Below are 24,772 nucleotides of genomic sequence, written 5' to 3' on the forward strand. Positions count from 1 at the left end.
ACTAAAGTCCTGCTGGGGCGTTCGTCACCGGTGTGTTAAGCAACTGCTGTTCCCACAAGTAGGCGATGCCGCTGCCAGCCATGTGAGATATCAGCACCTCGGTCAGTTCTTCGACATGCTGGGTGCGTGCCCAGTCCCGCTGCCATTCGCTAGCCAAGGCCATCCACGTCATCATGTTGACGCCGGCTGCGATCATGCGCTGTATGGCGACCTGGTGAGACTCGACGGAGCTTCCCCCCGATGCGTCGGTGATGACGGTCACGTCCCAGCCTTCGCCAGCCGCCTGGATTGCAGGCATCGCAACACAGACTTCCGTCCAGAGGCCTGCGATGATGAGTTGCTTACGCCCGGTCGCCTTGACGAGATCCACCACATTCTTGTCTTCCCACGTATTGATCCAAGTCCGGTCGATCACTTCCTGCCCCGGGAAGACATCGGTGATCTGCTTGAAAAGCTTACCGCCGCGATCGGCAATGACACTGGTAAGGATCGTCGGAACATCGAAGGCCTTGGCCACCTTGGCCAGCGCAGTCGTGTTGTTGACGACAGCCTGAGGATCATGACTATTAACGTTGGTCAGCTGATAAGGCTGATGGTCGATAAGGACGAGAACAGAATCTTCGGGACGAAGGAGAGAATCTAGGCCGTTACGAAAGGTCATGGATACATCCTGTATTGCAGGTTAATAAAGCTTCGTTCGAGGGCGTTCGGAAAGCCATCCGCTACGAACGTGCCATTCTCTCTTGTGGCCCGGTAGTCCTCGGTTGTGTCATGCTGTGTTGCAGGAAGGGGAACGCGAATTGCAAATTGAGGATCTGAGGATATTCGTCGAGGTTGCTGATGCGGGAGGGGTGTCATCAGCAGCGGCGCGGCTGGGCATTTCCAAGTCGATGGTCAGCCGACGGATTACCCAGCTCGAGGCGGAACTTGGCGCACAGTTACTGGCAAGGACGACCCGTGGTATAGCGCTGACAGAAGCAGGTGCTACATTCAGGGAGTACGCGGCCCGGATTTCTGCCGAACTGGATGTGGCGCGGGAAACGATCCTGCCTGCCGGTGAGCTTCGAGGTCGCATGCGCGTAGCCGCACCACTATCATTTGGCCCGACGCATTTTGCTCCGGTCCTCGCCCAGATGGCGCGCCGATACTCGGAACTCCATATCAGTTCGTCCTACACCGACCGCTTTGTAGATCTCGTAGGAGAAGGTTTCGACTGTGCAATTCGGGTAGGGTATTTGCAAGATTCGAATCTCATCGCAAGACGTGTCGGGCCGCTGTATGGTAGATTCGTTGCGAGTCCAGCCTACATCCAGGCGTACGGCGCTCCCGAACGACCGGAAGATCTTGTGAATCACCAGATCGTGATGCGGGAAGCCGAGACTTGGCAATTCATGGATGGCGAAAGAGTCGTCACGCTGCGCCCTCAGGGACGCTTTGTAGCCGACAACGCGGTATCACTGATGGCAGCTGCTCTCGAGGGCCTCGGGGTGGCCCGTCTGCCGGAACCGCTTGTAGCGGATCATATCTCGTCGGGCGCACTGGTGCCAGTCATCACGGGTTATCCAATCCCACCAGCCGGCATCTTTGTCGTAAGGCCACCTGGCCAGTATTCATCCCGAAAAGTGAGAGTCCTCACGGACATGCTCATCGAATGTTTTGGCAACCCGCCTGTTGGCGATGGCGCGCTGAACGTCAGCAGAGAAGACGACCCAACGGCGCAAGGCTAGTGTAAAAAATTCGAAGTCGACCGGTTCGCTTCCGGTTGCTGGTCCAGCGTGTGATTTGCGGCGTCAACATCGTCGCGTATTAGCAGAGCCAGTGATGGGGAGCGGCTCCGTCAGGGTTTCCGAGGGTTCCTCGTTGAGAGTATCCCTCCTGAACTGGTGCCACGGGTATTCCCGGATCTTGATGACCCTGACCACTTGCCATAGGAAAATCCGTCGGCGTACGGCGATAGGCGTCGTCGTAGCCTCTGCAGTGGGCATCGACGCCAACTGATGTCGTCGGAGATGATGCCGAAGTCAGATTCCAGGAACTCCTGAAGTAAGTTCGCGATCACGGCCTGCGTACCTTGCCCAAGCTGATCGACGACATACGACAGGCTGGACACGACCACGTCGGACTACACGAAGACCGCTGTCCGACGAGATCGAAATCCAGTTGCCCTACTCACCTGTGTGCGCTTATCTGGTGTTACGCACACCGGAGTTACCGGGGGAGTGGGTTCGTCGTCGCGAACGAGTAGCGCGCGATCTTCCACGTGCCGTCATCGCCTTGATGGAAGATGAACAGTTCGTGGTTAGCGTCGGGTACGCGTTGTTTGATTGCGTTTACGGTGACGTGCCCGTTCGAACTCGTCCTGACGAACGCCCATTTCGGAGCGACTTGCACAATCTCCTCGACCGTCAACTCGGTGTCGAAGGTAATCATCTGAAAGATGCCGCTGTAAGCAGCCCGGATTGCATCGTCGCCGACCGCCGAAGGGCTGTTAGGAGCCATGAAGACGCCGTCGGCATCGAATACAGTTAGCACCGTGTCAGTATCCGAGGCGTTAAGGGCCGCCTCGTAGGTCTGCAATACCTTCTCGATGTCAGCCTGGACTACATCAGCGGTTTTGCCTGCGGATTTCGCGAGAAATTTCATAAACCTGCATCTCTTTCTTGTTTCAATTGGTTGTTTTGGGCTTTGTATAGCTTCCGGTTTTGCGGGTAATAAGAGGGTCTTGAAGCTGTCGCCGTTCCCGAACGCCGCACGCCGTCGTGGCAATAGGTTAGCGGCACGCAGCCGCGGCGACTTGCCCCGGCCGCGCTAATTTCGCTTTTTGTGAGACAAAGCAGAGGAAGAACCTGACCGCTAAGTTCATTTCGCCTCGTAGTAGCTGCCAAAGTATTTAATGGGCGACCAAGCAGGAAGAATCTCAGGCAGTTTCGGTGATAGATCGCTATAATCCTGCGCACCGAACACTACCTTGCCGTCCATGATAGTCAGAACAGAAGAAACCAATTTGATCTGATCTTCCGGCACGGCGAAATAGTCCCGGTCGAGCACAACGAAGTCCGCGAGATTGCCCGGCGCAATTAATCCCATTTCGGATTCGGTATCCATGAACCATGCTGCGCCTCTGGTGAACAGTTTCAGCGCTTCGGCGCGGGAAAGACGATTGTCCTTGGCCAGAACTTCGGATCCCGACACGGACTTCCCGGATACCATCCAGCTGATGCCAACCCAGGGGTTGAACGTGGCTGCACGGAAGGCGTCGGTGCTCATAGCCAGCGGAATGCCGCTATCCACGAGCTTGCGCAGACGCGGGGTCTGCAAAGCTACCTCGCGACCATGGCTCTTGATGAACGCGTCACCGTGCAGCGCCATTTTCGCATCAAGGGCGATACCGCCGCCCAGCTTTTTGACCCTTTCGATATTCTCCGGAGTAATGGTCTCAGCGTGTTCGAGGCTCCATTTCAGACCATCCAGCGGGATCTCTTCGTTCAACTTTTCCAGAGCGTCGAGAAAGGGTGTGATGTTCTCATTGTAGCTGATGTGTTCGCGGAATGGGATGCGTTGTTGGACCAGCTTCCGTACATCCTGCTCAACCAGCTGTCGCATCTTTTCAGGCTCGATGACGATCGCCGGACGATCGAAGTTCTCGTGATCGTGCACTTCCGCCTGCAAGACCTCCCCGGCCCCTCGATATTCATGGCCATGTGCAAGGGCAGGATGCAGGTTCTGCCCGGTGCTGATCGGCGCTGTCTTCGTGATCGCTTCGAGCTGCGCGTCCACCATGTTCATCGGCTTGCTGCCGTCGCCAAGTTGTAGGACGATAAAGGGCATGCGCACGTTGAGAAGGTTGTCCCGTGCAAGCACGTCCACCGTCGCCTGCGGCTTGGGGTATCCCCACCGGCTGCCCGCATCGATGATGGAGGTCACCCCGAAACGGTTCAAACCGTGAATGCTGTAGATCAACGAACTCACTTCTTCGTCGAATGTAAGCTGTGGCACCATGGTTTCGAGGGCGACAAAGGTCCAGGTGTTTCCGTAGACAACACCAGTATACTGTCCGTGGCTATCCTTTTCAAACTCGGTATCCGGCAATTTGGGAAACCGATCGGTCCCCACGCCAAGGACCTCCATAGCGCGCTTGTTTAAAAAGGCGTGGTTGTAGGCATATTGAACAATCAACGGACGATTAGGCACAGCCCTTTGCAATTCATCCGGCGTGGGAAGGCGGTTTTCCTCAAATTGATAGGGAGACCAGCCTCCGATCACTTTGACCCATTGTCCATCCGGTGTGCGTTCGGCCTGCTCGCTCAGCATAGTCAACGCCTCACCCAGCCTCGGCACGCCGTCCCACCGTATGTTGTAATTATAGCCGCTGTCGTTGAGGACGTGTGTATGAGCATCGCTGATGCCGGGAATGACCCTTCGGCTGCGCGCGTCAATCACCTTGGTCGCTGAATTCTTCAGACTGAGAATTTCCGCATCAGAGCCGACGGAATAGATGCGCCCCTTCGTAACGGCGAGAGCCGAAGCTTCGGGCTGCGCACGGTTGCCGGTGAATATCTTTGCGTTGAAAACGATCAGATCAGCGCCGGGCTGGTGCTGGGTCGTTTGTGCTTGAACGGAGGAAAAAGATGAAACCGTCACAAATGCGATAAGTATTTTTCTGATCATTTTGCCCTCTAGTGGCTGAGTTTTACAAGGTACGGTCAAGCGGAAGCAGGCGCCTTTCAGCGTGCACCGGGCTAAGAAGTGAGGCGAGGGAGTTACGGAAGGTCATTTAATACATCCTCTGTTGGCTTTTCGTCGAAGAACGTCGCGAAGAGCCCCTTTTGAGAAATCCAGCCGCGTTGAGCGTGTCATGCCCCTTAGGTGCCTGGTAGCCCTCGTTCGTGCGACGCTGTGTTGCATGAAGAGGAACGCAAATTATTCTGTACGCCCGCCCGATAGCGAGGGCGCGATGAGCCTCGGCAAGAAAATAACGATCGGTGTTAGAGCAGCGTCAATATTTCGAGGTCGGCACGGGTCAGGAAAAGATGCAGTATGCGCGACCTCCGCCTTATCTGCGTTTCATCTATCATGACATTGCGACTGGTTCGGCCCATCAAGGACTCCGCCGAATTTTGAGGCACCATTTGATTCGATTGCCTTCCGGCTCAAGCCGCGACATGGCTGATCGGCGTGTCGTTCCCCTTTGTGCAACACAGTTTCGCGCTTGCGGAGACTACCTTGATCGAAACTGCAACGCTAAACTTGCTGCTGAAACCACTTTCAGGAGACGATATAAAGGTGAAATTGGCCGACCACCTGAGTTATGACAGAATGCCTCGGAACCGGCTTAACCGTTGAAGCAGTGGTTCGTGTGACTGTTCCGGCTCGGCGTTAGCTTTTTCCTGCGCCTAATCGCTGCGGTGGGGGTCATCGGTCTCCCGGCGTTTGGGCGCTTTACAGAGGCTGGGACCGTGGTTTTTCTTGCGGCCCCAGCACGAACGGCTGACACGCGGACTATCGCTGCTCAACGGGGCTAACTGGTCCATGCTGCGAAGCGCTTCAAAAACCGTGCTTACCTTAAACAGATCCCAGAGAGGACAATCATGACGACCAGCAACAGTCGCGAGTCGGAGTATCCGATCGCCCCACTTTTTCTTGATCGCTGGTCTCCCCGCGCCTTCAGCAATGAAACGATGCCGGAGAAGGATCTGCTGACGATCCTTGAGGCCGGTCACTGGGCGCCCTCCTCGTTTAACCATCAGCCTTGGCGATTTGTCTACGCGATGCGTGGTTCAGATTACTGGGACAATTTCCTCGGCCTGCTGATCGAGTTCAACCAGAGTTGGGTGAAGTCCGCTGCCGCTCTGTTCTTCGTCACTTCTCGCACTCATTCGGGCGAGCTGGGCTCTGCAGACCAGAAGCCGATTTACAGCCACTCCTTCGACGCAGGTGCGGCTTGGGCGTCCATAGCATTGCAGGCTCATCTGTCGGGCTATGAAGCGCATGGCATGACCGGCGTTAATTTCGACAAGGCGCCTGAGGTCCTCGGGATCCCAAATGGTTTCCGCGTCGAATGCGCAGTCGCCATCGGCAAGATCGGCGACAAAAACCAGCTGCCCAAGGGGATCCGCGAACGCGAAGTGCCAAGCTCGCGCAAACCGCTTTCAGATGTGGCATTCAACGGGATTTTTATTGTGAAGTAGGGCAAAGGTCTTCCTGTCTCCCTCGGGCAGGCAGGGGGGCCTAAAGGAGTCGGATGAGGAGAGCGGAGCTGCCGTAGCCATGGCCGTTCGGATCAGACCTGGATCGCAACAACATGGAACCAGTACGCAACCGACCTCGCAAAACTGATCGCCTCGCTCGACGTTTGCGATCTCATTCACTTGGGTCCTTGACCGGCGGAAGTGAAGCCGCGCATTACATCGGCAGGGAACCACTGGCAGAACGATATCTGCAAAACAGTGTCGCCCAGCGCGGAACGCATAAAACCTTGTTATGCGCGACGGCAGGTGATAGCGCTTTGAACATGCATACTAATCCGATCAACGTCACGATGATGATGCTGCGCTCGTAGCGTGGCGGGTTTCGTGCGTGTTCGGTGCACCAGAGACCGCCCTTAGAGGCGGTTTTTCTTTGCTAATCGCCTCCAAGGCCTTTTCCAGCTTTTGAGAGGATACTCCAATGAAAACATCGTCCATCTACCTCACCACCTCGATACCCTATGTCAATTCCTCACCGCATGTCGGGTTCGCACTCGAGCTCGTACAGGCCGATGCATATGCTCGCCATTTCCGGCTCCTTGGCAAGGATGTTCGGTTTCAGTGTGGGACCGATGACAACAGCCTTAAAAACGTGCGAGCGGCAGAAGCCGTGGGACGGCCTGTTGCAGATTTTGTCGCTGCCAACGGCGACAGCTTCGAACGGCTCGGCAGACAGCTTGACATCTCCAACGATGAGTTCGTTCGCACGTCGTACGATCCAAGACACGTCGCTTGCGTCCACTCGCTCTGGAATGCCTGCACCGCCAGTGGCGATCTTTATCGCAAGGCTTACGAAGGCTTCTATTGCGTGGGCTGCGAGCAGTTTTACGAACCATCGGAACTCGATGACGGGAAATGCCACGAGCACGGCGTGGCGCTTGAACTCATTCGGGAAGAAAACTGGTTTTTCCGCCTTTCCCGATACGGCGACGGGATCCTTGATCTGATCGAATCAGAAAAGATTCAGATTAAGCCTGCGCATAGACGCAACGAAATCGTCGCTTTGCTTCGGCGCGGAGTGACGGATATCAGCGTGTCGCGCAGCGCAGAACGGGCGCGTGGATGGGGCGTGCCGGTCCCCGGCAGCGACGAGGTCGTCTACGTCTGGTTTGATGCGCTCGCCAATTACTTGACCGGCCTCGGGCACGGATCTGACGATTTGATCTATCAGCGCTACTGGGCCGGTGATGGCGAACGCCTCCATTTCGTCGGAAAGGGCATCTCAAAATTCCATGCCATCTATTGGCCGGCAATATTGTTATCCGCCGGTCTACCCCTGCCCTCATCCATTTTCGTACACGGCTATCTTACGGTGGATGGCAGGAAAATCGGCAAGTCGGCCGGAAACGGAATTTCCCCTGAGCGCCTTATTGAGACGTACGGCACACCGGATGCACTCAGATACTATCTGCTTCGACACATACGCTCCGGAGATGACGGCGATTTTTCCGAAGAGCGGCTGGAGGCCGCATGGTCGGGGGAACTTGGCGGACAACTCGGAAACCTGGCGAACCGGGTGCTAACACTTCTCGGCAATGCTTTCGACGGGGTCACACCTCAAGTCCTGGACAGTGCGCTGGTGCGGCAAGCGTCAGGACTTTACGAAAGAGTTCATCAGGCTTTCGACAATTATGAGCTTCATGTGGGCCTTGCCGAGATTTTTGCCTATCTGGGCGAGGCGAACAGGGAATTCACGAGGCAGACCCCCTGGGCGGATGCGAAAGCACTGCTCGGACACATTGAAACAGACGAGCGAGCCGCGATCGCGCGTCGCCTCGGGGCCACATTGGCGGAGCAGGTCCACGGCCTTGCCATCGTAGCGCGTTGTCTTCTGCCTTTCCTGCCGAGAGCGGCGGCCGAATTGCACGACAAACTTGGCCTTGTAGCGCCGGCAAGATACGACGTCCCCTTAGAGGTATCAGGCGGCAGCACGTGGCCTGGCACAGTTATGTTTCCGCAACGGGGGGCTTAGCTCTCCTCCGCTTCTGCCAACAATGAGGCGATTTCGCCGTATCCATAAGGCATAGCCAGCTTCGCCGGCGCTTTAGACCAAACGTCGACGTTCACGAGCCCTGTTCCGTGATCCGGAGTGGTGGTGTTTTGAGGGGCACCACAATTGACATCTGGTGCCTGGGAACAGAATCTCCGTCCTTATCTGCGATCAAGGCATCGGCATAGCGGGGGAACTTCATTCACGCATTTTCGAGCCATTTTATCTCGTGAACCCGCAAGGATCCGGGGCTGGTCTCGGTTTGAGCATGGTCAACGAGATTATTGAAAAGCATGGTGGCTTTATAGATCTCAGGTCAACACCTTGCCAAGGAAGTGTCTTCGCTATTCGCTGGCACCATGCGCTGCGGATCGAAAGGCATCGTCAAGACCTCTAGATCCGGCCTTTCGTGACGCATGGTACATGGGATATCCCCCTTGGCCGCGCAAAGTCTCCGAGCTTCGGGCCTCCCAGATAATGGGCGCTCCTGCTCAGTGATGGACAACCCAGCCAACGGTGATGATGACAGCCAGAGCCGCGCCCATGGAAATCTGAAATACGGATAATGTCATTATGCTTTGCCCATGTCTTTGAGACACCTGATGTTCCGGCGGGCCGCTATTCTGCCCACCGGACTTCTGATCGGGCCTTGACGTCTGTTCAGGCAAAGCCTTCAAGCACGACCTTGCCAATCGTTGATCCGCTTTCGAGCTGCTCGTGAGCCTTCTTCAAATTTGCCGCGTTGATTTTACCGAAGTTGTTCGTGGCGGTTGTTCTAATCCTTCCATTATCGACGGCGGCCGATATCTCGTTCAAAATACGCTCCTGCTCGTCCATGTCCGGTGTGCCATAGATGGCGCGAGTGAACATAAGCTCATGGTGGATCGAGACGGCTTTCCGCTTGAACGCCATGATGTCAAAGCCCGATGGATCATCGATGAGGCAGAAACGACCCTGCGGCGCAATCAGTTCGACAATGTCATCAACATGCTGCGCGGTCTGGGTCGTTGAGAAAACGAACGCCGGAGCGCCGATGCCCAGTGCCGCGATCTGGCTGGCGAGTGGCTTCGAGTGATCAACGACATGATGCGCACCTTGCGACTTGACGAACTCCCGCGTTTCCGGACGCGAAGCCGTTGCAATGACGGTCAGGTCGGTAAACTGCCGAGCGATCTGAATGGCGATCGACCCAACTCCGCCGGCACCTCCGATGATCAGGACGGCGGGAGCAGCGCCGGGAACCGGCTTCTTCACATCCAGACGGTCAAAGAAGGCCTCCCATGCCGTCAACGACGTCAGCGGCAGCGCCGCGGCTTCGGCCCACCCGAGCTTCGACGGCTTTTTGCCGACTATACGCTCGTCAACCAGATGGAATTCGGCGTTTGCACCCGGACGCGTAACAGAACCCGCATACCAGACCTCGTCTCCGACTTTGAAGCTAGTGACTTCGTTGCCGACCTCCGCGACGATACCCGTCGCGTCCCAACCAATGACTTTCCATTCAGAACCGGCGTCTGGTGAAGCGCTACGACGAACCTTGTAGTCGACGGGATTGACCGAAATCGCTTTCACTTGGACAAGGATATCCCGGCCTTCGGGCTGCGGCTTTGGCAGTTCGATGTCGATGAGCGAATCCCGGTCGCAAATCGGCGAAGGTATCTTGTATCCGATGGCTTTCATGTGTGTCTCCATTTCGGCGTCTGTGACGTCACTTGTTTGTCTTCCTGCGTTCGCCCGAGCACTGGAAGGAGCTGACTGGCCCCTTCCTTGCCCTTCGATGGAACATGCTTCGTTGCTCGCATGGCGGAGGTTGCTCGTGTTAGCCGGCGGCATCACCATTTTCATGATCGGTTGCGGCAAAGGCGCCGCCCTCGAGATGATAGACCGTCGGTTCCTTCGAGAAGTATTCCTGTATGGCGCTCATGAACCCCTCATGGTCTTCGCTCGCTTCGAAGCCTGGAGTATGATCCTCAAGCGAGCGCCATCGCACGACTAGGTTGAAGACCTCCGGCGTTTCGATCCCCTGGGCCAGAACATGGCCGCGGTACCCTTGCGCACGCGTGAGCAGAGGAACAACGTCCTCGAATGCCTGCCTGAACTCTGTGATTTTGTCGTTGTAGACAGGCAGCACGGCGATCTCGTAAATCATGGTTGCACCTTTGTGTCGGCCGACGGATGAACGGCAATCGCGATTTTGCCCCGCAAACCGTTGTTGGGTTTTTCGAGCAGCGCATGGGCAAGCGGAAGGTCGGCGAGCGAATAGACGGCGCCTACGTGCGGCCGCAGCTGACCGCGTTCCACCAGTGTACTCAGCTCGTCGAGCTTGCCTTGGTTCTGCCGCGTGAAGACGAAGTGGTAGCTCGCGTTCTTACCCCATGCCTCAATGAGGTTCTGCGGCTGTGCAATGTCCACGGTCGAGACAACACGGCCAAGTTGCGCGAGCACCTTCGGGCTGTGGGACAATGTGTCGCCGCCGAGGGTGTCGAACACAACGTCTACTCCGAGGCCTTCGGTTTCTCGCATGATGGCATCGACATAATCTTCTTTCCTGTAGTCAATGACGACGTCCGCTCCGACACTTCGCGCAAACTCGAAGTTTTCTTCGCGCACGGTAGTGAAGACCTTCGCACCGATGGCTTTCGCGACCTGGATAGCCACATGCCCTACCCCTCCCGCGCCACCATGGATCAGGATGCTTTCTCCCACCCTGAGGGCAGCACGCGAGACAAGGGCTTCCCAGGCTGTTCCGCCGACCAGGCTGAGGCTGGCGGCTTCCAGATGGCTGAGCGCGCTGGGCTTCCTTCCAATGATATTCTCGTTTGCGACGTGGTATTCGGCATAACTTCCCGGCCCGTCGAATATTTGCGGCGTGTACCAGACCTCGTCTCCGGGAGAGAACGTCGTTACGCCCGGACCGACGGCTTCGACTACACCAGAAACGTCATGACCGGTAATTGCCGGCAACGGCACCAGGTCGCGATAGTCGCCTCGCCGAACCTGGTAGTCCAGGGGATTGATCGAGGTGGCATGGACCCGCACCAGAACCTGTCCCACCTGAGGAACCGGCTTTGACACGTCGGAAAGCTAAAAGGCTTCCGGACCACCAAAGGAGTTGAGTATCATCGCTTTCATCGAAAATCCTCTCTTCACGTGATACCGTGGCGCTTACCGCCCGGTTTGTGTGTTGAATTGCTGAGCACAGGCAGCTGCCTGCCTGATGCGTTGTCGGGATCCTGTGCGCATGAGCATGCGAGTACCGCACTCACTGACAGTGGCTTTGCGCCTCATCTCGCAGCGATCCTGAAATGCGGAATGACTTCAGTTCCGATCTCATCGAGAACATCGGCGACAGGTCTCTTGCTGAACTTGAGGTTCAGTGCGACGTGGTTGATCCCATATGAGCGCAGGGCGTCCAATAGGTCGGCCAGCTGCCGTCGCCCGACCCGATATCCGAGATGGATTGAGCTGGGCGGCGTATCCGGATCTGCGGCCAGATCGACATAAAGCGATTGCGCAATCGGTTTGAATTCTGCTCCGGCGTGATCAAGTGCTTCGCGCCAGCGTTTGGCGACCTGCGCTTGCTGACCCATGTCCCGCGGGTAAGTAAGCCAGCCATCGCTGCGTTGCGCGATCCACTCCAGCGATTGCTGGCTCTGCCCGGTGACGAGAGTGGGCAGCCTGGGCGAGAACGGTTTGGGCACGAGGTCGCCACCGCCCGTAAGCCGGCCATAATGCGCCGACGCGTAGACGGGAAAACGCTTCGTCAGCAACGTCTCTACATAGTCGAACGCGTCACGGAAGAGTTCGCCACGAAGGTCGGCATCCCGGCGATATGCTGGGTACTCGACCGGGCGGTCGCCCGAAGCCACGCCAAATACGAAACGTCCGCCGGATAGGCGATCGAGCGACGCCGCCGCCTTGGCGACATCGATCGGGTGATGAAGCGGCAGGATGACGGCGCCCGTAGCGAGTGCGATAGTGGACGTGCTTGCCGCGATCGTCGCGAGCCAGACGAAAGGATCGTAAATCTGGCCCAGATCGCCGAAGGTCGGGTCGTTCAGCGGCACATCCCGCGCCCAGAGCGCGGCAAAGCCGAGACGCTCGGCTTGCTGGGCGAGCTCGATCTGGTCGCGCATGGCCGGCTCGGGTCCGTCGAAAGATTCGATTGGGAAATAGACGCCGACCGTCAACTGCTCCGGCGCGAACATGGACGCATAGCCACGGCCGAAAGGGTTAGGTCCGCCCCTTGCGGCCGGTGATGGGTTAATGGTCATGGTGCTTCTTTCCTGGAACAGGCTGGCCGGGGGATAAGCCCCGACCGTCCGTGTGACATTGCAGATGCCGGGTTAGGCACTCGCCTCGCCCGATACGTCGATCACGACCTTGCCGCGCAAGCCTCGCGCAGACCCGTTTTCCAACAGCTCGTGGGCTTCACCGATGCGGGCAAGCGGCAGTGTGGCGCCTATTACGGGCTTGACCAGACCGCGCTCGACCAAGTCCGTGAGCGCGTCGAGCTTGCCGCGATTTTGTCGGGTGAACACAAAATGATAGGCTGCGTTCTTCCCCCAGGCTTCAATGAGGTTCTGCGGCTGAGCGATATCGACGAGGCTGACTACGCGGCCGGCATCCGCTAGCGCGTGCGGGCTTCGCGTGAGTGTGTCGCCGCCGATCGTGTCGAAAATCACGTTCACGCCTTCGCCTCCAGTCAGCCGGCCGACCGCCTCCACATAATCTTCCGCCGTGAAGTCGATCGCCTCGTCGGCGCCGAGCGAGCGAACGAAGTCGTGGTCGCGGGCGAGTGCTGTCGTGATTACTCGTGCGCCCATCGCCTTGGCGACCTGCACCGCAATCGTGCCGACACCGCCCGCACCGCCGTGGATGAGGATCGTTTCGCCGGCCCGCAGCTGCGCGCGCTGGCTGAAGGCTTCCCAAACAGTGCCGCCAACGAGCGTCAGGCTTGCAGCCTCAAGGTGTGTCAGATTCCGGGGCTTTCGGCCGATAAGCTCGACGTCGGCGATGTGTTGCTCGGCATACGAACCCGCGCCGCCGAAGATCTTTGGCGTGTAATAGACCTCATCACCGACTGCGAACTCGTGAACGCCGGAGCCCAGCTCCTCGATCACGCCGGAGATGTCATGCCCGGTGATTGCAGGCAAGGGAACGTAGTCTTTGTAGTCGCCGCGGCGGATCTGGTAGTCGAGGGGATTGATTGCGGTGGCATGCACCCGCACCCGTACTTGGCGAGGACCGACTTCCGGCACCTCCACGTCGCGCAGTTCGAACGCGTCAGGGCCGCCGAAACGAGTGAGGACGGCTGCTTTCATGGTCTTGGTTATGGTCATGGCGATATCCTTTCAACAGTAGCTTTGACGGGCTCACCAACCATGGCGCCGTCTCGATTGCTCCTATTTGATCTATCGAGATTGCTTTCGGTAGCAGCCCGTTTTAGGATCAGTTTCAACAAAATTTTGAAAGTCAGGTTATGGACGTGGACGATTTAAATCTCTTTGTGCGCATCGCCCAGTTGCACAGCATCAGCGCGGCAGCACGCGACCTGGGTCTCACGCCAGCGGGAGCGAGTGCACGGCTGGCCGCGCTTGAGAAAAAGCTCAGTGCTAGGCTTCTCCATCGCACGACCCGACAAGCGACGTTGACCGAGGACGGTATCGCCTTCCTGCCACATGCAGAACATGTCGTGCATGCGGCAGAATCTGCACGGGCGGCTCTTGGGCGAGAGCAAGCTGCGCCTCGCGGCACGTTGCGCGTAGCGGCCCCCGCCTCGTTCGCGCGGATGCATATTGTGCCGGGTCTGCCTGACTTCTGCAGCCAATATCCCGACTTGGCGCTTGATTTGCGCATCTCGGACAGCATCGTTGACCTGGTCGAAGGCGCTTTTGATGTCGCCGTCCGTTATACCGAGCCAAGCGACTCGTCCTTCGTCGCGCGGCGGCTGGCCCCCGACAATCGCGTGCTGGTTGCGTCGCCCGACTATCTTGAGCAACGTGGCCACCCCGAGACGCCTGATGATCTATCGAAACATGCCTGCCTCGTCGTCGGCACGCTGGATCTCTGGACGTTCCGAGGGAACGCTGCGGAGGTGATCGAGCGACGTGTTACTCCGAGCCTGCGCATCAATGACGGCAGCGCGGTGCGCGACGCAGCTTCTGCCGGGCTTGGCATCGCTCTGATGGCAACGTGGTGCGCATCGGACGAGTTGCGATCTGGCACCCTCGTGCCAGTGCTTCCCGAATACCCGCTGATCTCAACGCAGACGCTTTGGGCGCTGTATCCAAGCTCTCGCGAACTGGCACCGAAAGTGAGAGTGTTCATCGACTGGCTCATCCATCGGTTTGGTCATCAACCGTACTGGGATCGTGGGCTGGAGAGGATCCTTAGTAACCGTCGATGACACGTGGTTTACGACTGACATGCGCGTCAGGCCTGCGAAGCAACCACGCCTGCCGAAAGAGCTCGCACTCAGTGGCCGTTTTTGGCTCAGAACGTACGAGCAAGGCGGGCATCCACAGAATGCCTGTTCCCACCCCGCACGCTAAAGAAGAGGAAAATCGCTGTCCAAAGAAGTGACTTCTCTGAGCCGGCAAGCCCTTCTGCCTTAACGACCCCATGGAAATAGACGGTCACGAGGAGGACGAACATCGCCGCGAACGACGCCGGCCGTGTCAGCAGACCAATCGCGATAAGAATACCGCCAAAGAACTCGGTCGCAGCGAGCAGTGGCGACCAGAAGAAACCTGGGTAAAATCCGATACTTTCAACCAGGTCTGCCGTGCTGAACGGGTCTGTGATCTTACCGTAACCATGCGTTACGAGCAGAACCCCTGCAGTGAAGCGCAAAATGGTTTCCACAATTTGATCAAGCGAAGAATAAACGGATGCGAACGCTGGAAAGAACAGGCGGGTAGGCTGAAGCTGCTGGTTCATCGTTAACCTATGGATGTGATGTAAACTTGGATTTCAATTTGCGTCTTCGGGAGGCGGTGCAGAACGCTCTCTGACGGCGATATCGATGCATTAGGTAAGATCGGTCTGGTAAAACAAAAAAACTGACAAGCTGCCCCCCGCTTGTTCGCATCCGATAGCGACATGTTTTCGAGAACATCAGAACTAGCCGAGCAGCGGATTGCAAGCGAGCCCTATGTGGTTCCCCTTTGTGCGACACAGTTTCTCGGGATGCAGGCTTTCAGAGACAGACCCGTATCGATATCCTGTGACCACCTCTCGCACCTGTGCCTGAACGATTTAAAGCTTTCAAAAATTTGCCGCATCAAGTGGAGAACGCATGCCCGATAAACACATACGAAAATTTTTCACAAGCTATATTGATGTTCTAAACACACACGATTTTCAAAGGCTTGGCGAGTTCATGCATGATGAGCTTCTCGTGAATGGGCAAAGGGTGACCCTGAGTCAGATGATCACTGAACTCGAGGGACACATCGACGCGGTTCCGGATCTAGTCTGGCAGGTTGAAGAGATCGCTGTCGAAGGTAATCAGGTTGCCGCCCGGCTGCTCAACAGGGGAACCCCCGTGAAGGAGTGGCTTGGCTCTCTGCCAAATGGCTCGCGCGTTGAGTTCGCGGAGCACCTGTTTCACAAAGTTCTCGATGGCCGTTTCTTCGAGCAGAACTTCCTGCTCGATGCATGGTCGGTGCAAAAGCAGCTTGCTTCACTCGCCGGGAAAAACCCGTCGAGCGAGGGCCAAAGCTAACGGCGTCGCCATTGGTAACAAATGCTTTTCACTCGCCTGATGCAACCGAACTTGGCGCACCACACATCGATTATGGTTTTACGATGGGGGCAAGCCCCTTACACAGCCGGGCGGAATTCTTTGATACGTGTTGCCGGTGCTGAAGCTGCTTCTCGTGCGAGGATTTTCTGAACCGCCGGATCGCCGAATATCCTGTCATGCAACGCCTGCACATTAGGATACTCCATCAGGCCACTCGGCAAGAGTTTCACCGCCCAACGGATCATCGGAAATGAGTAGGCATCGATGATCGAGCGCCTATCACCGAGAATGAATTCGCGTCCGTCAAGATGGCGATCGAGTATCTGAAACTGTTTCGACACCAGTTCCTGCCCGGCCTCGATCACGGACGATAGAGCCTTCTTGCTGACGTCGGTCGAGTACCGCTTGGGAACAAAGATTGGCCAGAATGAAGCGTGGACGTCCGATGTAAAAAAGGCAGACCAACGACGCGCTTCAGCTTGAGCGCGCACACTTTCTCCGCCACTTAGCCCGGCCTCGGGATGCTTGTTTGCCAGATAATCCAGTATCGCCCCCGCCTGCGTCAGGAGCCAACCGTCATCCTCACGAAATGTGGGTACAGCTCCCGCTGGGTTGATCGAGAGCAGCTCTTCGGAGCCGTATTGGACCCTTACTGCCTCATAAGGTGCACCAATCCATTCAAGGACGATATGTGGAGCCAGCGAACAAGCGTTGGGTGCGTAGTAAAGTGTAGGCATGGTTCTCAAAGACCTTTCTGCACAGGGTGAAGGCACTCACCGATTGGGGTAATCCGTAAACAGATCAGTCATTTGATCCTCACACACTCCGCCGAGCTATGGAGCAGGATCAACCGAACTTGACCGCCGTTTGGGACGGCATTACGAGATTGAGACTGTCACTCGCGGCTACGATGCGGTAGTGCTGCTCAACGCCAAACAATGTCGCTAAAGAGGGAACGCAGATTGGAAGTGGAGGATATGCGGACATTCGTGGAGGTAGCGGATGCCGGTGGAGTAACCCCAGCAGCGAGGCGGCTGGGCATTTCCAAATCGATGGTGAGCCGGCAACTTCGTCGACTTGAAGCCGAGTTGGGTGCGCAATTACTCGCACGGACGACGCGCGGCGCTTCGCTCACTGAAGCGGGCGCAATATTTCGCGACCATGCAGCGAGAGTGTGCGCCGAAGTGGACGCCGCACACGAAACCATCACTCCGGGAGGCGAGTTGCGCGGCCTGCTTAGGGTCGCAGCTCCACTTTCCTTTGGCCCAACCCATTTTACGCCAGTTATCGTCGAGATGGCGCGCCGCCATCCGCATCTTAAAATTCACATCGACTTCAGTGACGACACCGTGGATCTGGTGGCAGGCGGGTTCGATTGCGCCATCCGCCTCGGTTACGTCAAGGACAAGAACCTAGCGTCTGTGAAGGTGGGGCCACTTTCAGGAATGGTCGTTGCCAGTCCTGACTATATCAAGGAAAATGGAGCACCCGAAACGCTGAACGACCTGGCTACGCGTCATCAGGCACTCATGCAGGGTGACGAAGCCTGGCTGCTCATGGATGGAAACGACGTCGTTGCCGTTCAACCTGCCGGGAGATTTAAGGCCGACAACGGCATCTCTCTCGTTGCGGCCGCCGTAGCGGGGCTCGGGGTGGCTATCCTTCCCACCGGTCTCATTCGTGAGCATCTTCAAACTGGCGCTCTTATGCCTGTCATGACGCGCCACCCGGTCCCTTCGGCGGGCATATTCATTGTATGCCGTCATGGACGCCATGCCTCAAGAAAGGTTCGGGTGCTAACTGAAATGCTCATTCAGTGTTTTGATTGCGCCCCTGTCTCGGGACACTGAGACGTCGTCACTCGATTGTGTGACGTGCCCTCATATGCAATTTGCAAGTTGCAAGGTGGAGTGTCCAAGAGGATCATTGTCATCGACCGGGATCAGAGCCCGTCAGCCGACTTGCACAAATCTGCCTCCAGACGTTCGATCAACATCTCTGTGAGAACCCTGACCTTGCGGTTGGGCTGAACCCCCGGGGGTCTAACCACAAATATTCCCGCTCGCGGAAGCGGATAGCGTTTCATCACCGGCACCAGCGTCCCAGCAGCCAAATGATCCCGGATGTATTGATTTGCCAGCGCAGCGACGCCTAGGCCAGCGACGGCGGCGGCGGTGAGTGCGATCCCACTATTGGCTTTGAAGCGCCCCCTTGGTTTGACGGCGATCAGTTTGTCTCCATCCATCAGCTTCCATGTATCGGATTCACCCATCAGGGCTCGGTGCGAAGAGAGCTCCTTCAGCGTTTCGGGTGATCCGTATTCCTTGATGTAACTCCGACTGGCGACCAGTTTCCCGTGGAGAGGGCCGACACGCTTTGCAATCAGGTTCGAGTCGTCGAGAAAGCCCACGCGGATGCCGCAGTCATAGCCTTCAGCGACGAGATCGACAAAGCGCTCACTATAGGATGTATGGATATGGAGTTGCGGGTGCCGCCGGGCCATTTCTGCCAGAACCGGTGAAAAATGGGTTGGGCCGAAAGAAAGTGGAGCGGCAACCCGAAGAAGTCCTTGTAGCTCGCCGGCAGGAAGAATAGTTTTTCTAGCCACATCGACTTCATCACAAACTCGCGCTGCGTAATCGTAGAAGGCAGTGCCAGCTTCGGTAATCAATACCCCTCGCGTAGTTCGTGCAAAAAGTGTTGAGCCAAGCCTGGTCTCAAGACGAACCAGGCCGCGACTTACCATGGACTTCGAGATGCCGAGCCGATGGGCCGCGAGCGCTACACCGCCCGCGTCGGCGACTTCCAGAAAAATACGCAGATCATCGGTATTCATCAGATGCCCTCTTCCCAGAAGCCCGCGTACCGATCATAGCGAAAGCGGCAACCCAGAACCATCGCCAAATGCCCGAACAGCCGGTGCCACTTCAGTGCCAAGCAGTTCGATCGACCGGGTCATCGCGCCGGGTTCGGACGCCGCTGATGTCATCTGGAAGGCGATGCGGGATATCCCGCCAAGCACCTCGTTCACGTGAAGAATATTGGCCGTGACTGTAGCGGGATCCCCTACAATAAATGCGCCGTTCGGACTGGCCAATTCATCGAATTGTGCCCGGCTCGGCTGCGCCCAGCCGCGCTCCTGCGCATATTTTCCGATCATCTGCGCCCAGCCGGGGAAAAAGATATCGTGCGCCTCATCGTCCGTGTCGGCGACGAAGCCCATCGCATGCACGGCTACCTTCAACGTTGCGGGATCATGGCCGGCCCGCGCCCCGGCCTCGCGGTAGAGATCGACAAGCGGGCGGAAGCGCTCGAAAGTGCCTCCAATTATTGCGATCATCAGTGGCAGGCCAAGCTTACCGGCACGTTCGAAAGATTGCGGCGTGCCACCGACGCCCACCCAAATTGGCAACCTTGCCTGATGGGGCCGCGGGTACACACCCTGCCCGTTCAACGCCGGTCGGAAGCGGCCTTCCCAGGTTGGTGTGGTGGTTTCACCAAGCTTCAAAAGCAGATCGAGGTTCTCAGAAAAGAGGTCGTCATAGTCGCTCATCGGCAGGCCAAACAATGGAAACGCCTCTACCGACGACCCTCTGCCAACGACGACCTCAGCACGACCGTGCGCTATGAGGTCGAGCGTCGCAAATTCCTGGAAGACGCGCACCGGATCGGCCGCGCCTAGAACCGTCACGGCGCTTGTCAGCCTGATCCGACTGGTACGCGCCGCGGCAGCCGCCAGAATAACGGCAGGTGCAGAATCAAGAAACTCGGCCCGATGGTGCTCACCGATGCCGAAAAAATCGAGCCCTACACGATCTGCATCCTGAATCTCGTCGAGAAGGCCTGCCATGCGATCGGCTGCAGATGGAAGCGCACCTGTTGCAGGATCGGGAAAAAGGGCGGCGAAGCTGTGGATACCGATGTCCATGATGTTCCTTGACGTTTCGGCCGGGCGACGAGGATTCGCGACCGTCGCGATGCGGCGGGACGAAATCCTCCCCATCCCGTCTGGACTAGAAGCCAGAGCTTTCGAGTGACTTTACATCAGTGTTAAGCAACTGCTGTTCCCATAGGAACGCGATCCCGCTGCCGGGTTCATGTTCCTTGAGAACATCCACAAATTCGGCAACATGTTCGAGTCGAGCATGGTCGCGCTGCCATTCAGAAGCCAGGGCCAGCCATGTCATTGCATTGGCACCGGCGGCGATCATGCGCTGGACAGCTCTCTCATGGGCTTCAACGGAAACTCCACCGCACGCATCGGTGATCACTGTCACGTCCCAGCCGTCACCAAGGGCGTGGATCACTGGCATCGCGACGCAGATTTCCGTGTAGAGGCCTGCAATGATCAGTTGCTTGCGTCCCGTAGCTTTGACGGCATCCACAACCTTCGGGTCCTCCCAGGTGTTCAGGGTGGTACGGTCGATAACTTCCTGTTCTGGGAATACATTGGTGATCTGTGGGAAGATCAGACCGCCGCGATCGGCTACGACACTGGTTAGAATGGTCGGAACACGAAAGGCCCTGGCAGCCTTCGTCAGTCCAGCCGCGTTGTTGACCACGACTTGGGCCGTGTGGCTGTGGAGGTTCGCGAGCTGGAAGGGCTGATGGTCGATCAAGACGAGTACAGAATCTTCGGGGCGAAGGAGTGAGTCGATGCCGTTGCGAAAGCTCATGATAATCCTCTGCGGTAGTTGAATGGGATGAATGAAAAGGGCGACCGCCGTGGCATTGCCCCGGGCAAGCTGTCATTCCCATCGTCAAATCGCTAGGGGCGTTATCGGCCACACTGTGTAGCGGATAGCGGAACACGGGCCGAGGATGGGGGCAAAGAGGCGATCACTTCGGGCAGATCTTACCGTCATCCAGATCCGTACGGCGCTGACCGGGTGCGCTGGCCGATGCGACGCTGAGGAGCGCCATCGAATCCTATGTCGAGAAAACCAGCGGATTGTCTCGTGCCAGGCATAAGGTCAGCGCCCGTTCACCTGTCGCATGATCCGGCGGCCCCCCCGCACCCGCACCGATCCGCGAGCTCCGACCTGGCTGACATCGGAGTTGTGCGAAATGCGCTGTTCCCGTCTCCGCGACACTGTGGAGCGGACTACGCGCCTACAGGGCAGCCTCCTCCGATGCTACCGTTAATCATTGCCAAGGAGGACCTCACGTGAGTAACAATCTCGTCACCAACCACAACATGTCTGAACACCCTTCCGATGCACAGAGGCATGCGGATTTCCTGAACAGGTCAGCAACGAGAAAAATCAGGTCGGGGCTGGAGGACACGAAAACCCGTTTCGAGAACTTCAAGATGGAAAAAAACCGCCGGCACGCGCGGTTTCTGCTGGGCTTGACCGCGGCACTTCTGACGACGGTTGCGAGCTCGACCGCTTACGCTGATCCGAGACCGGTGAATGAGAACAATTGGCCATCTTATAACAGGACACTGGCTGGTGATCGGTTTTCGCCGCTCAGGCAGATAACCCCGGACAACGTCGCAAACCTGACGCGAAAATGTGAATACGCGCTTGCCGAACCGACATCGTTTCAGACAGGCCCGCTCGTGATCGACGGGGTCCTCTATTTCACATCGCCCAGTGGGTCGTTTGCGATCGATGCCACGACCTGCGAGGAGCGCTGGCGTGTTACCCATACCGTACCAAAAGGCGAAGGCGTCATCTCGGCCAACCGCGGCTTCGCCTTCCTGGACGGCAAGCTGTACCGGGGAACGATGGAAGGCCACGTGATCGCACTCTCGGCAGAGGACGGTCGAACGCTGTGGGATGCCCAGATCCCGGACGCGGGGCCGGGCGTCACCATTCCTATGGCGCCGATCGCCGCGGACGGAAAGGTGTTCGTCGGCAATGCGGGCGGTGACCGCGCCAACGTGCGAGGCCATGTTTATGCCTATGACGCGGAGACCGGCAAACTGCTTTGGCGCTTCGAGGTCATCCCCGACACGCCCGAGGTACGGGCGACCTGGAAGATGCCTCAGGGCAACCCACTTTCCGGCGGAGGAGTATGGGTCTCCCTGAGCTACGATGAGGAGACGGGCGTTGTTTATGCCCCCACCGGCAATCCCGCGCCGGACTTCGACGCCGAACTTCGAGAAGGCGACAATCTTTATGTCAACTCGATCATCGCCATCGATGGCGACACGGGAAAGCTGATCACCCACAATCAGGTCGTGAAGCGCGACTTTCACGACTGGGGCGTCAGCGCCGCACCAGCACTCGTCACGACCAAGCGTGGCCGACGCATCGCAGCGTCAGCCAACAAGGACGGACTGCTCACCGTGCTCGATAGAACAAATCTCGATGCCGGGCTTCCTTTCATCTATGCCCAGCCTACAACCACACGAGAGAATGGTGATGTTCCGCTTTCACGCGAGCGTCCAACTCTATTTTGCCCAGGACTGTTCGGGGGGACGGAATGGAACGGCGCAGCTTACCACCCTACTGAGAACACGCTGTTTGTAGGGGCCGTAGATTGGTGCTCAACGGTGACGCTCCAATCTCGCGACGCGCCTGTTCCAGCGACTGGCGATATCTGGCTCGGCGTGCTTGAACCTCTCAACAAAGTACTCGCTGACTGGTCGACAGCCCGCGGCTGGCTTACCGCCTTTGACGCCGATACTGGCGACATCCGCTGGAAACTGGAGACACCAAAACCCGTTCTGGCCGGCATCACCCCTACGGCGACTGGATTGGTCTTCGGAGCCGATCTTGCGGGCAACCTGTTCGCACTGGACGCTGCGAGTGGGCAGCGGCTGTGGAACGACAATCTGGGTCAGCCTCTAGGCGGCGGGCTTATCACTTATAAGGCCGGCGAGAAGCAGTTGGTCGCAGCCGCTGTCGGCAACGGTGGCGGGGTCTGGCCGATTGACGTCACGCGCAGCAGCATCGTCGTTTACAGCCTCCCATGACGCCATAGACGTTCGCCGAACTGGCAGTCTCGCGTTGTGGCACGCAGCCCCGTCTCCCGAGACCGCACCCTTCCACGAACCAACAGAACAGGTGTTTCATGACTGAACTCAACGGAAAACGCGCGCTGGTCACGGGCGCATCAAGAGGCATCGGCGCGGCGATCGCGATCATGCTCGCCGACAGGGGGGCCGACGTTGCCATCACCTACGAAAGCTCCGCCGACAAGGCCGCCAAAGTGGTGAACGAAATCGAGGGTAAAGGTAGAAAGGCGCTTGGCCTTCGGGCAGACAGCGCTGATCCCGAAGCTGTCAGGCGCGCCGTCGAGGAAACGGTCGCCGGTCTCGGTGGGCTCGACATTCTCGTCAACAATGCCGGCATCGCTCGCTACGCGAATGTTGGCGATGACGGAAGCCTTACGGACCTTGAGGCGATGTTCAATGTGAACGTGCGTTCTGCCGTTGCTGCCTCTGGCGCCGCCATGCGGTATCTTGGGAAAGGCGGACGTATCGTCATAATCGGGTCGTTTCTTGCGGAGCGCGTGCCGTTTCCCGGTGTCACCCTTTACTCGACGACTAAATCTGCACTTACGGCGTTCAGCAGGGGTCTTGCACGCGACCTCGGCTCACGAGCCATAACCGTGAACCTGGTGCAGCCAGGGCCGACCGATACAGACCTGAACCCAGCAAACGGGGATCACGCTGACGGCTTGCGTGCACTCACCGCGCTCGGACACTACGGCGAGCGGGAAGATATCGCATCGGCGGTGGCGTTTCTCGTCAGTCCTGCGGCCAAATTCATCACCGGAACGGTGCTCAACGTGGACGGCGGGATCAGCGCCTAGCACTTTTGCTCGCCTTTGGAGGAAATGACGATGCGCCACTTTCACCTCAAAATGGGTCTATCGATCTTGACGCGCCGGAACCGTACAACCGCCCTTTCGCGGGTCATCTTGACCGCCTTGGCAATCGCCTGCGCCGGTCAGGCAGCCGCCTCCCCCACCGAAATTGTCATAGAAGGCGCGAACACCTTCCCTGAGAATATCACTTCGACGCGAGACGGAACCATCATCACCGGCTCGGTCGGCTCGGGCGGCATATTCAAGGCTGCGCCGGGCGCTACGGTCGCGACTCAATGGATAGCGCCCGGAGACAACGGCCTGCTCGATACGTTCGGTGTCCTGGCTGACGAAGCTTCCGATACATTGTGGGTCTGTTCCTCGAGCATGGACCCGCCTGTTGCCGGAGAGCCTCCCGCCGTTCCGGCGCTATATAGATACCACCTTGATACCGGCGCCTTCCGCAGTAAACATTCGCTACCAGGGAGGACCGGCTTGTGCAACGACATCGCCATCGGTCCCGATAGAGCGGCCTATGTCGCCGACACAACCGGCGGCCGCATCCTGCGCCTGCGGGACGGTGGTGAAACCCTGGAAGAATGGTCCAAATCTGCGGAACTCGAGGGTGCGGACGGTCTCGATTTCCAAGAGCGGCAACTGTTCGTAAACAGTTTCACGACGGGCAAACTGTTTCGCATCGAACTGAAACCAGACGGCACCGCCGGAGCACCGGTCACGCTTACCGCCTCCCGCCCGCTCATCCAGCCCGATGGCTTGCGCCGGCTGAACGACAGACAATTCGTCATGGCAGAAGGTGCGGGCACAATCGATCTTCTTACCGTCAACGGCGACACAGTCGAGGTCGAAACCCTGAGATCCGGTCTGATCGGCCCGGCAGGTGTCACCATCATCGGCGACATCATTTGGGCCTTGGAATCCAAGCTTTCGATGCGCGGTCAATCCGCTGTCGATCCGGCACCATTCAAGGCTTACGCAGTTCCCGTGATCGGGGACTGACACGGTCCT

At 57.7% G+C, this 24,772-nt stretch carries 23 protein-coding genes; 10 read left to right on the forward strand and 13 right to left on the reverse strand.

From position 1 onward, the window contains the following. Nucleotide 1: 1 nt before the first annotated feature. On the reverse strand, nucleotides 2–661 hold the full coding sequence (locus BSY16_RS20865) for a hydrolase (RefSeq protein WP_069061803.1): 660 nt from the start codon (nucleotides 659–661) through the stop codon (nucleotides 2–4). 139 nt (nucleotides 662–800) lie between these two features. Between BSY16_RS20865 and BSY16_RS20870 the strand changes: the two genes are divergently transcribed. Beyond that, nucleotides 801–1,727 (forward strand): LysR family transcriptional regulator, encoded by a 927-nt coding sequence (locus BSY16_RS20870; protein ID WP_069061804.1) that lies wholly within the window; start codon nucleotides 801–803, stop codon nucleotides 1,725–1,727. Between the two features lie 481 nt (nucleotides 1,728–2,208). Here the strand turns inward: BSY16_RS20870 and BSY16_RS20875 are convergent, their stop codons facing one another. Together BSY16_RS20875 and BSY16_RS20880 are read right to left on the reverse strand one after the other, a co-directional pair. After that, nucleotides 2,209–2,643 carry a YybH family protein gene (locus tag BSY16_RS20875; protein ID WP_069061805.1) on the reverse strand — a complete coding sequence of 145 codons (435 nt, stop codon included), beginning with the start codon at nucleotides 2,641–2,643 and terminating at the stop codon, nucleotides 2,209–2,211. 216 nt (nucleotides 2,644–2,859) lie between these two features. Then, the gene (locus tag BSY16_RS20880) at nucleotides 2,860–4,668 is read right to left on the reverse strand and encodes an amidohydrolase (protein WP_069061806.1); all 1,809 of its coding nucleotides are present in this window, start codon (nucleotides 4,666–4,668) and stop codon (nucleotides 2,860–2,862) included. A 920-nt stretch (nucleotides 4,669–5,588) separates the two neighbouring features. Here BSY16_RS20880 and BSY16_RS20885 point away from each other — a divergent pair. The 3 genes from BSY16_RS20885 to BSY16_RS31505 all read left to right on the forward strand — a co-directional run bounded on the left by BSY16_RS20885 (nucleotide 5,589) and on the right by BSY16_RS31505 (nucleotide 8,632). After that, complete coding sequence (locus BSY16_RS20885) at nucleotides 5,589–6,188, forward strand: nitroreductase family protein (RefSeq protein ID WP_069061807.1); 600 nt, start codon at nucleotides 5,589–5,591, stop codon at nucleotides 6,186–6,188. A 478-nt stretch (nucleotides 6,189–6,666) separates the two neighbouring features. Then, nucleotides 6,667–8,217 carry a methionine--tRNA ligase gene (locus tag BSY16_RS20890; protein ID WP_069061808.1) on the forward strand — a complete coding sequence of 517 codons (1,551 nt, stop codon included), beginning with the start codon at nucleotides 6,667–6,669 and terminating at the stop codon, nucleotides 8,215–8,217. Between the two features lie 154 nt (nucleotides 8,218–8,371). Next, nucleotides 8,372–8,632 carry an ATP-binding protein gene (locus BSY16_RS31505; protein WP_286157247.1) on the forward strand — a complete coding sequence of 87 codons (261 nt, stop codon included), beginning with the start codon at nucleotides 8,372–8,374 and terminating at the stop codon, nucleotides 8,630–8,632. 263 nt (nucleotides 8,633–8,895) lie between these two features. Here BSY16_RS31505 and BSY16_RS20895 read toward each other — a convergent pair whose 3' ends face one another. From BSY16_RS20895 to BSY16_RS20915, 5 genes are all read right to left on the reverse strand, one after another. Further along, entirely contained in the window at nucleotides 8,896–9,915 is a 1,020-nt protein-coding gene (locus tag BSY16_RS20895) for a zinc-binding alcohol dehydrogenase family protein (protein WP_069061809.1), read from the reverse strand. A 139-nt stretch (nucleotides 9,916–10,054) separates the two neighbouring features. Further along, nucleotides 10,055–10,384: an antibiotic biosynthesis monooxygenase family protein gene (locus tag BSY16_RS20900; protein WP_069061810.1), complete on the reverse strand. Its 330-nt coding sequence runs from the start codon at nucleotides 10,382–10,384 to the stop codon at nucleotides 10,055–10,057. Beyond that, the gene (locus BSY16_RS20905; protein ID WP_286157248.1) at nucleotides 10,381–11,310 is read right to left on the reverse strand and encodes a zinc-dependent alcohol dehydrogenase family protein; all 930 of its coding nucleotides are present in this window, start codon (nucleotides 11,308–11,310) and stop codon (nucleotides 10,381–10,383) included. Before BSY16_RS20905 ends, BSY16_RS20900 begins: the two co-directional genes overlap by 4 nt. 209 nt (nucleotides 11,311–11,519) lie before the next feature. After that, nucleotides 11,520–12,509 carry an LLM class oxidoreductase gene (locus BSY16_RS20910; protein WP_069061811.1) on the reverse strand — a complete coding sequence of 330 codons (990 nt, stop codon included), beginning with the start codon at nucleotides 12,507–12,509 and terminating at the stop codon, nucleotides 11,520–11,522. Nucleotides 12,510–12,581: 72 nt separating this feature from the next. Next, a complete protein-coding gene (locus BSY16_RS20915) occupies nucleotides 12,582–13,571 on the reverse strand; it encodes a zinc-dependent alcohol dehydrogenase family protein (RefSeq protein WP_069061862.1) in 990 nt (329 codons plus the stop codon). Nucleotides 13,572–13,717: 146 nt separating this feature from the next. On the opposite strand from BSY16_RS20915, the gene BSY16_RS20920 reads away from it, so the two are divergent. Continuing rightward, nucleotides 13,718–14,644 carry a LysR family transcriptional regulator gene (locus BSY16_RS20920; protein WP_069061812.1) on the forward strand — a complete coding sequence of 309 codons (927 nt, stop codon included), beginning with the start codon at nucleotides 13,718–13,720 and terminating at the stop codon, nucleotides 14,642–14,644. An 86-nt stretch (nucleotides 14,645–14,730) separates the two neighbouring features. On the opposite strand, the gene BSY16_RS20925 is transcribed toward BSY16_RS20920, so the two are convergent. Beyond that, entirely contained in the window at nucleotides 14,731–15,177 is a 447-nt protein-coding gene (locus tag BSY16_RS20925) for a DoxX family protein (protein ID WP_069061813.1), read from the reverse strand. A gap of 358 nt (nucleotides 15,178–15,535) precedes the next feature. On the opposite strand from BSY16_RS20925, the gene BSY16_RS20930 reads away from it, so the two are divergent. After that, nucleotides 15,536–15,964: an ester cyclase gene (locus BSY16_RS20930; protein WP_069061814.1), complete on the forward strand. Its 429-nt coding sequence runs from the start codon at nucleotides 15,536–15,538 to the stop codon at nucleotides 15,962–15,964. Nucleotides 15,965–16,062: 98 nt separating this feature from the next. Here the strand turns inward: BSY16_RS20930 and BSY16_RS20935 are convergent, their stop codons facing one another. Continuing rightward, nucleotides 16,063–16,722: a glutathione S-transferase family protein gene (locus BSY16_RS20935; RefSeq protein WP_069061815.1), complete on the reverse strand. Its 660-nt coding sequence runs from the start codon at nucleotides 16,720–16,722 to the stop codon at nucleotides 16,063–16,065. Nucleotides 16,723–16,947: 225 nt separating this feature from the next. Between BSY16_RS20935 and BSY16_RS20940 the strand changes: the two genes are divergently transcribed. Continuing rightward, nucleotides 16,948–17,835 carry a LysR family transcriptional regulator gene (locus tag BSY16_RS20940; RefSeq protein ID WP_069061816.1) on the forward strand — a complete coding sequence of 296 codons (888 nt, stop codon included), beginning with the start codon at nucleotides 16,948–16,950 and terminating at the stop codon, nucleotides 17,833–17,835. Nucleotides 17,836–17,927: 92 nt separating this feature from the next. Here the strand turns inward: BSY16_RS20940 and BSY16_RS20945 are convergent, their stop codons facing one another. The 3 genes from BSY16_RS20945 to BSY16_RS20955 form a co-directional block, all read right to left on the reverse strand. After that, nucleotides 17,928–18,821: a LysR family transcriptional regulator gene (locus tag BSY16_RS20945; RefSeq protein WP_069061817.1), complete on the reverse strand. Its 894-nt coding sequence runs from the start codon at nucleotides 18,819–18,821 to the stop codon at nucleotides 17,928–17,930. A 33-nt stretch (nucleotides 18,822–18,854) separates the two neighbouring features. Next, a complete protein-coding gene (locus BSY16_RS20950) occupies nucleotides 18,855–19,913 on the reverse strand; it encodes an Atu2307/SP_0267 family LLM class monooxygenase (protein WP_069061818.1) in 1,059 nt (352 codons plus the stop codon). Between the two features lie 85 nt (nucleotides 19,914–19,998). Continuing rightward, nucleotides 19,999–20,661: a hydrolase gene (locus BSY16_RS20955; RefSeq protein ID WP_069061819.1), complete on the reverse strand. Its 663-nt coding sequence runs from the start codon at nucleotides 20,659–20,661 to the stop codon at nucleotides 19,999–20,001. Between the two features lie 491 nt (nucleotides 20,662–21,152). Between BSY16_RS20955 and BSY16_RS20960 the strand changes: the two genes are divergently transcribed. The 3 genes from BSY16_RS20960 to BSY16_RS32090 all read left to right on the forward strand — a co-directional run bounded on the left by BSY16_RS20960 (nucleotide 21,153) and on the right by BSY16_RS32090 (nucleotide 24,763). Next, a complete protein-coding gene (locus tag BSY16_RS20960) occupies nucleotides 21,153–22,910 on the forward strand; it encodes a pyrroloquinoline quinone-dependent dehydrogenase (RefSeq protein ID WP_069061820.1) in 1,758 nt (585 codons plus the stop codon). Between the two features lie 98 nt (nucleotides 22,911–23,008). Then, the gene (locus tag BSY16_RS20965; protein WP_069061821.1) at nucleotides 23,009–23,752 is read left to right on the forward strand and encodes an SDR family oxidoreductase; all 744 of its coding nucleotides are present in this window, start codon (nucleotides 23,009–23,011) and stop codon (nucleotides 23,750–23,752) included. A gap of 30 nt (nucleotides 23,753–23,782) precedes the next feature. Further along, nucleotides 23,783–24,763, forward strand: a complete 981-nt coding sequence (locus BSY16_RS32090) for an SMP-30/gluconolactonase/LRE family protein (RefSeq protein ID WP_150130085.1) — start codon at nucleotides 23,783–23,785, stop codon at nucleotides 24,761–24,763. The last annotated feature ends 9 nt before the right edge of the window (nucleotides 24,764–24,772 follow it).

It is taken from the genome of Sinorhizobium sp. RAC02, assembly GCF_001713395.1.
Taxonomy (GTDB): Bacteria; Pseudomonadota; Alphaproteobacteria; order Rhizobiales; family Rhizobiaceae; genus Shinella.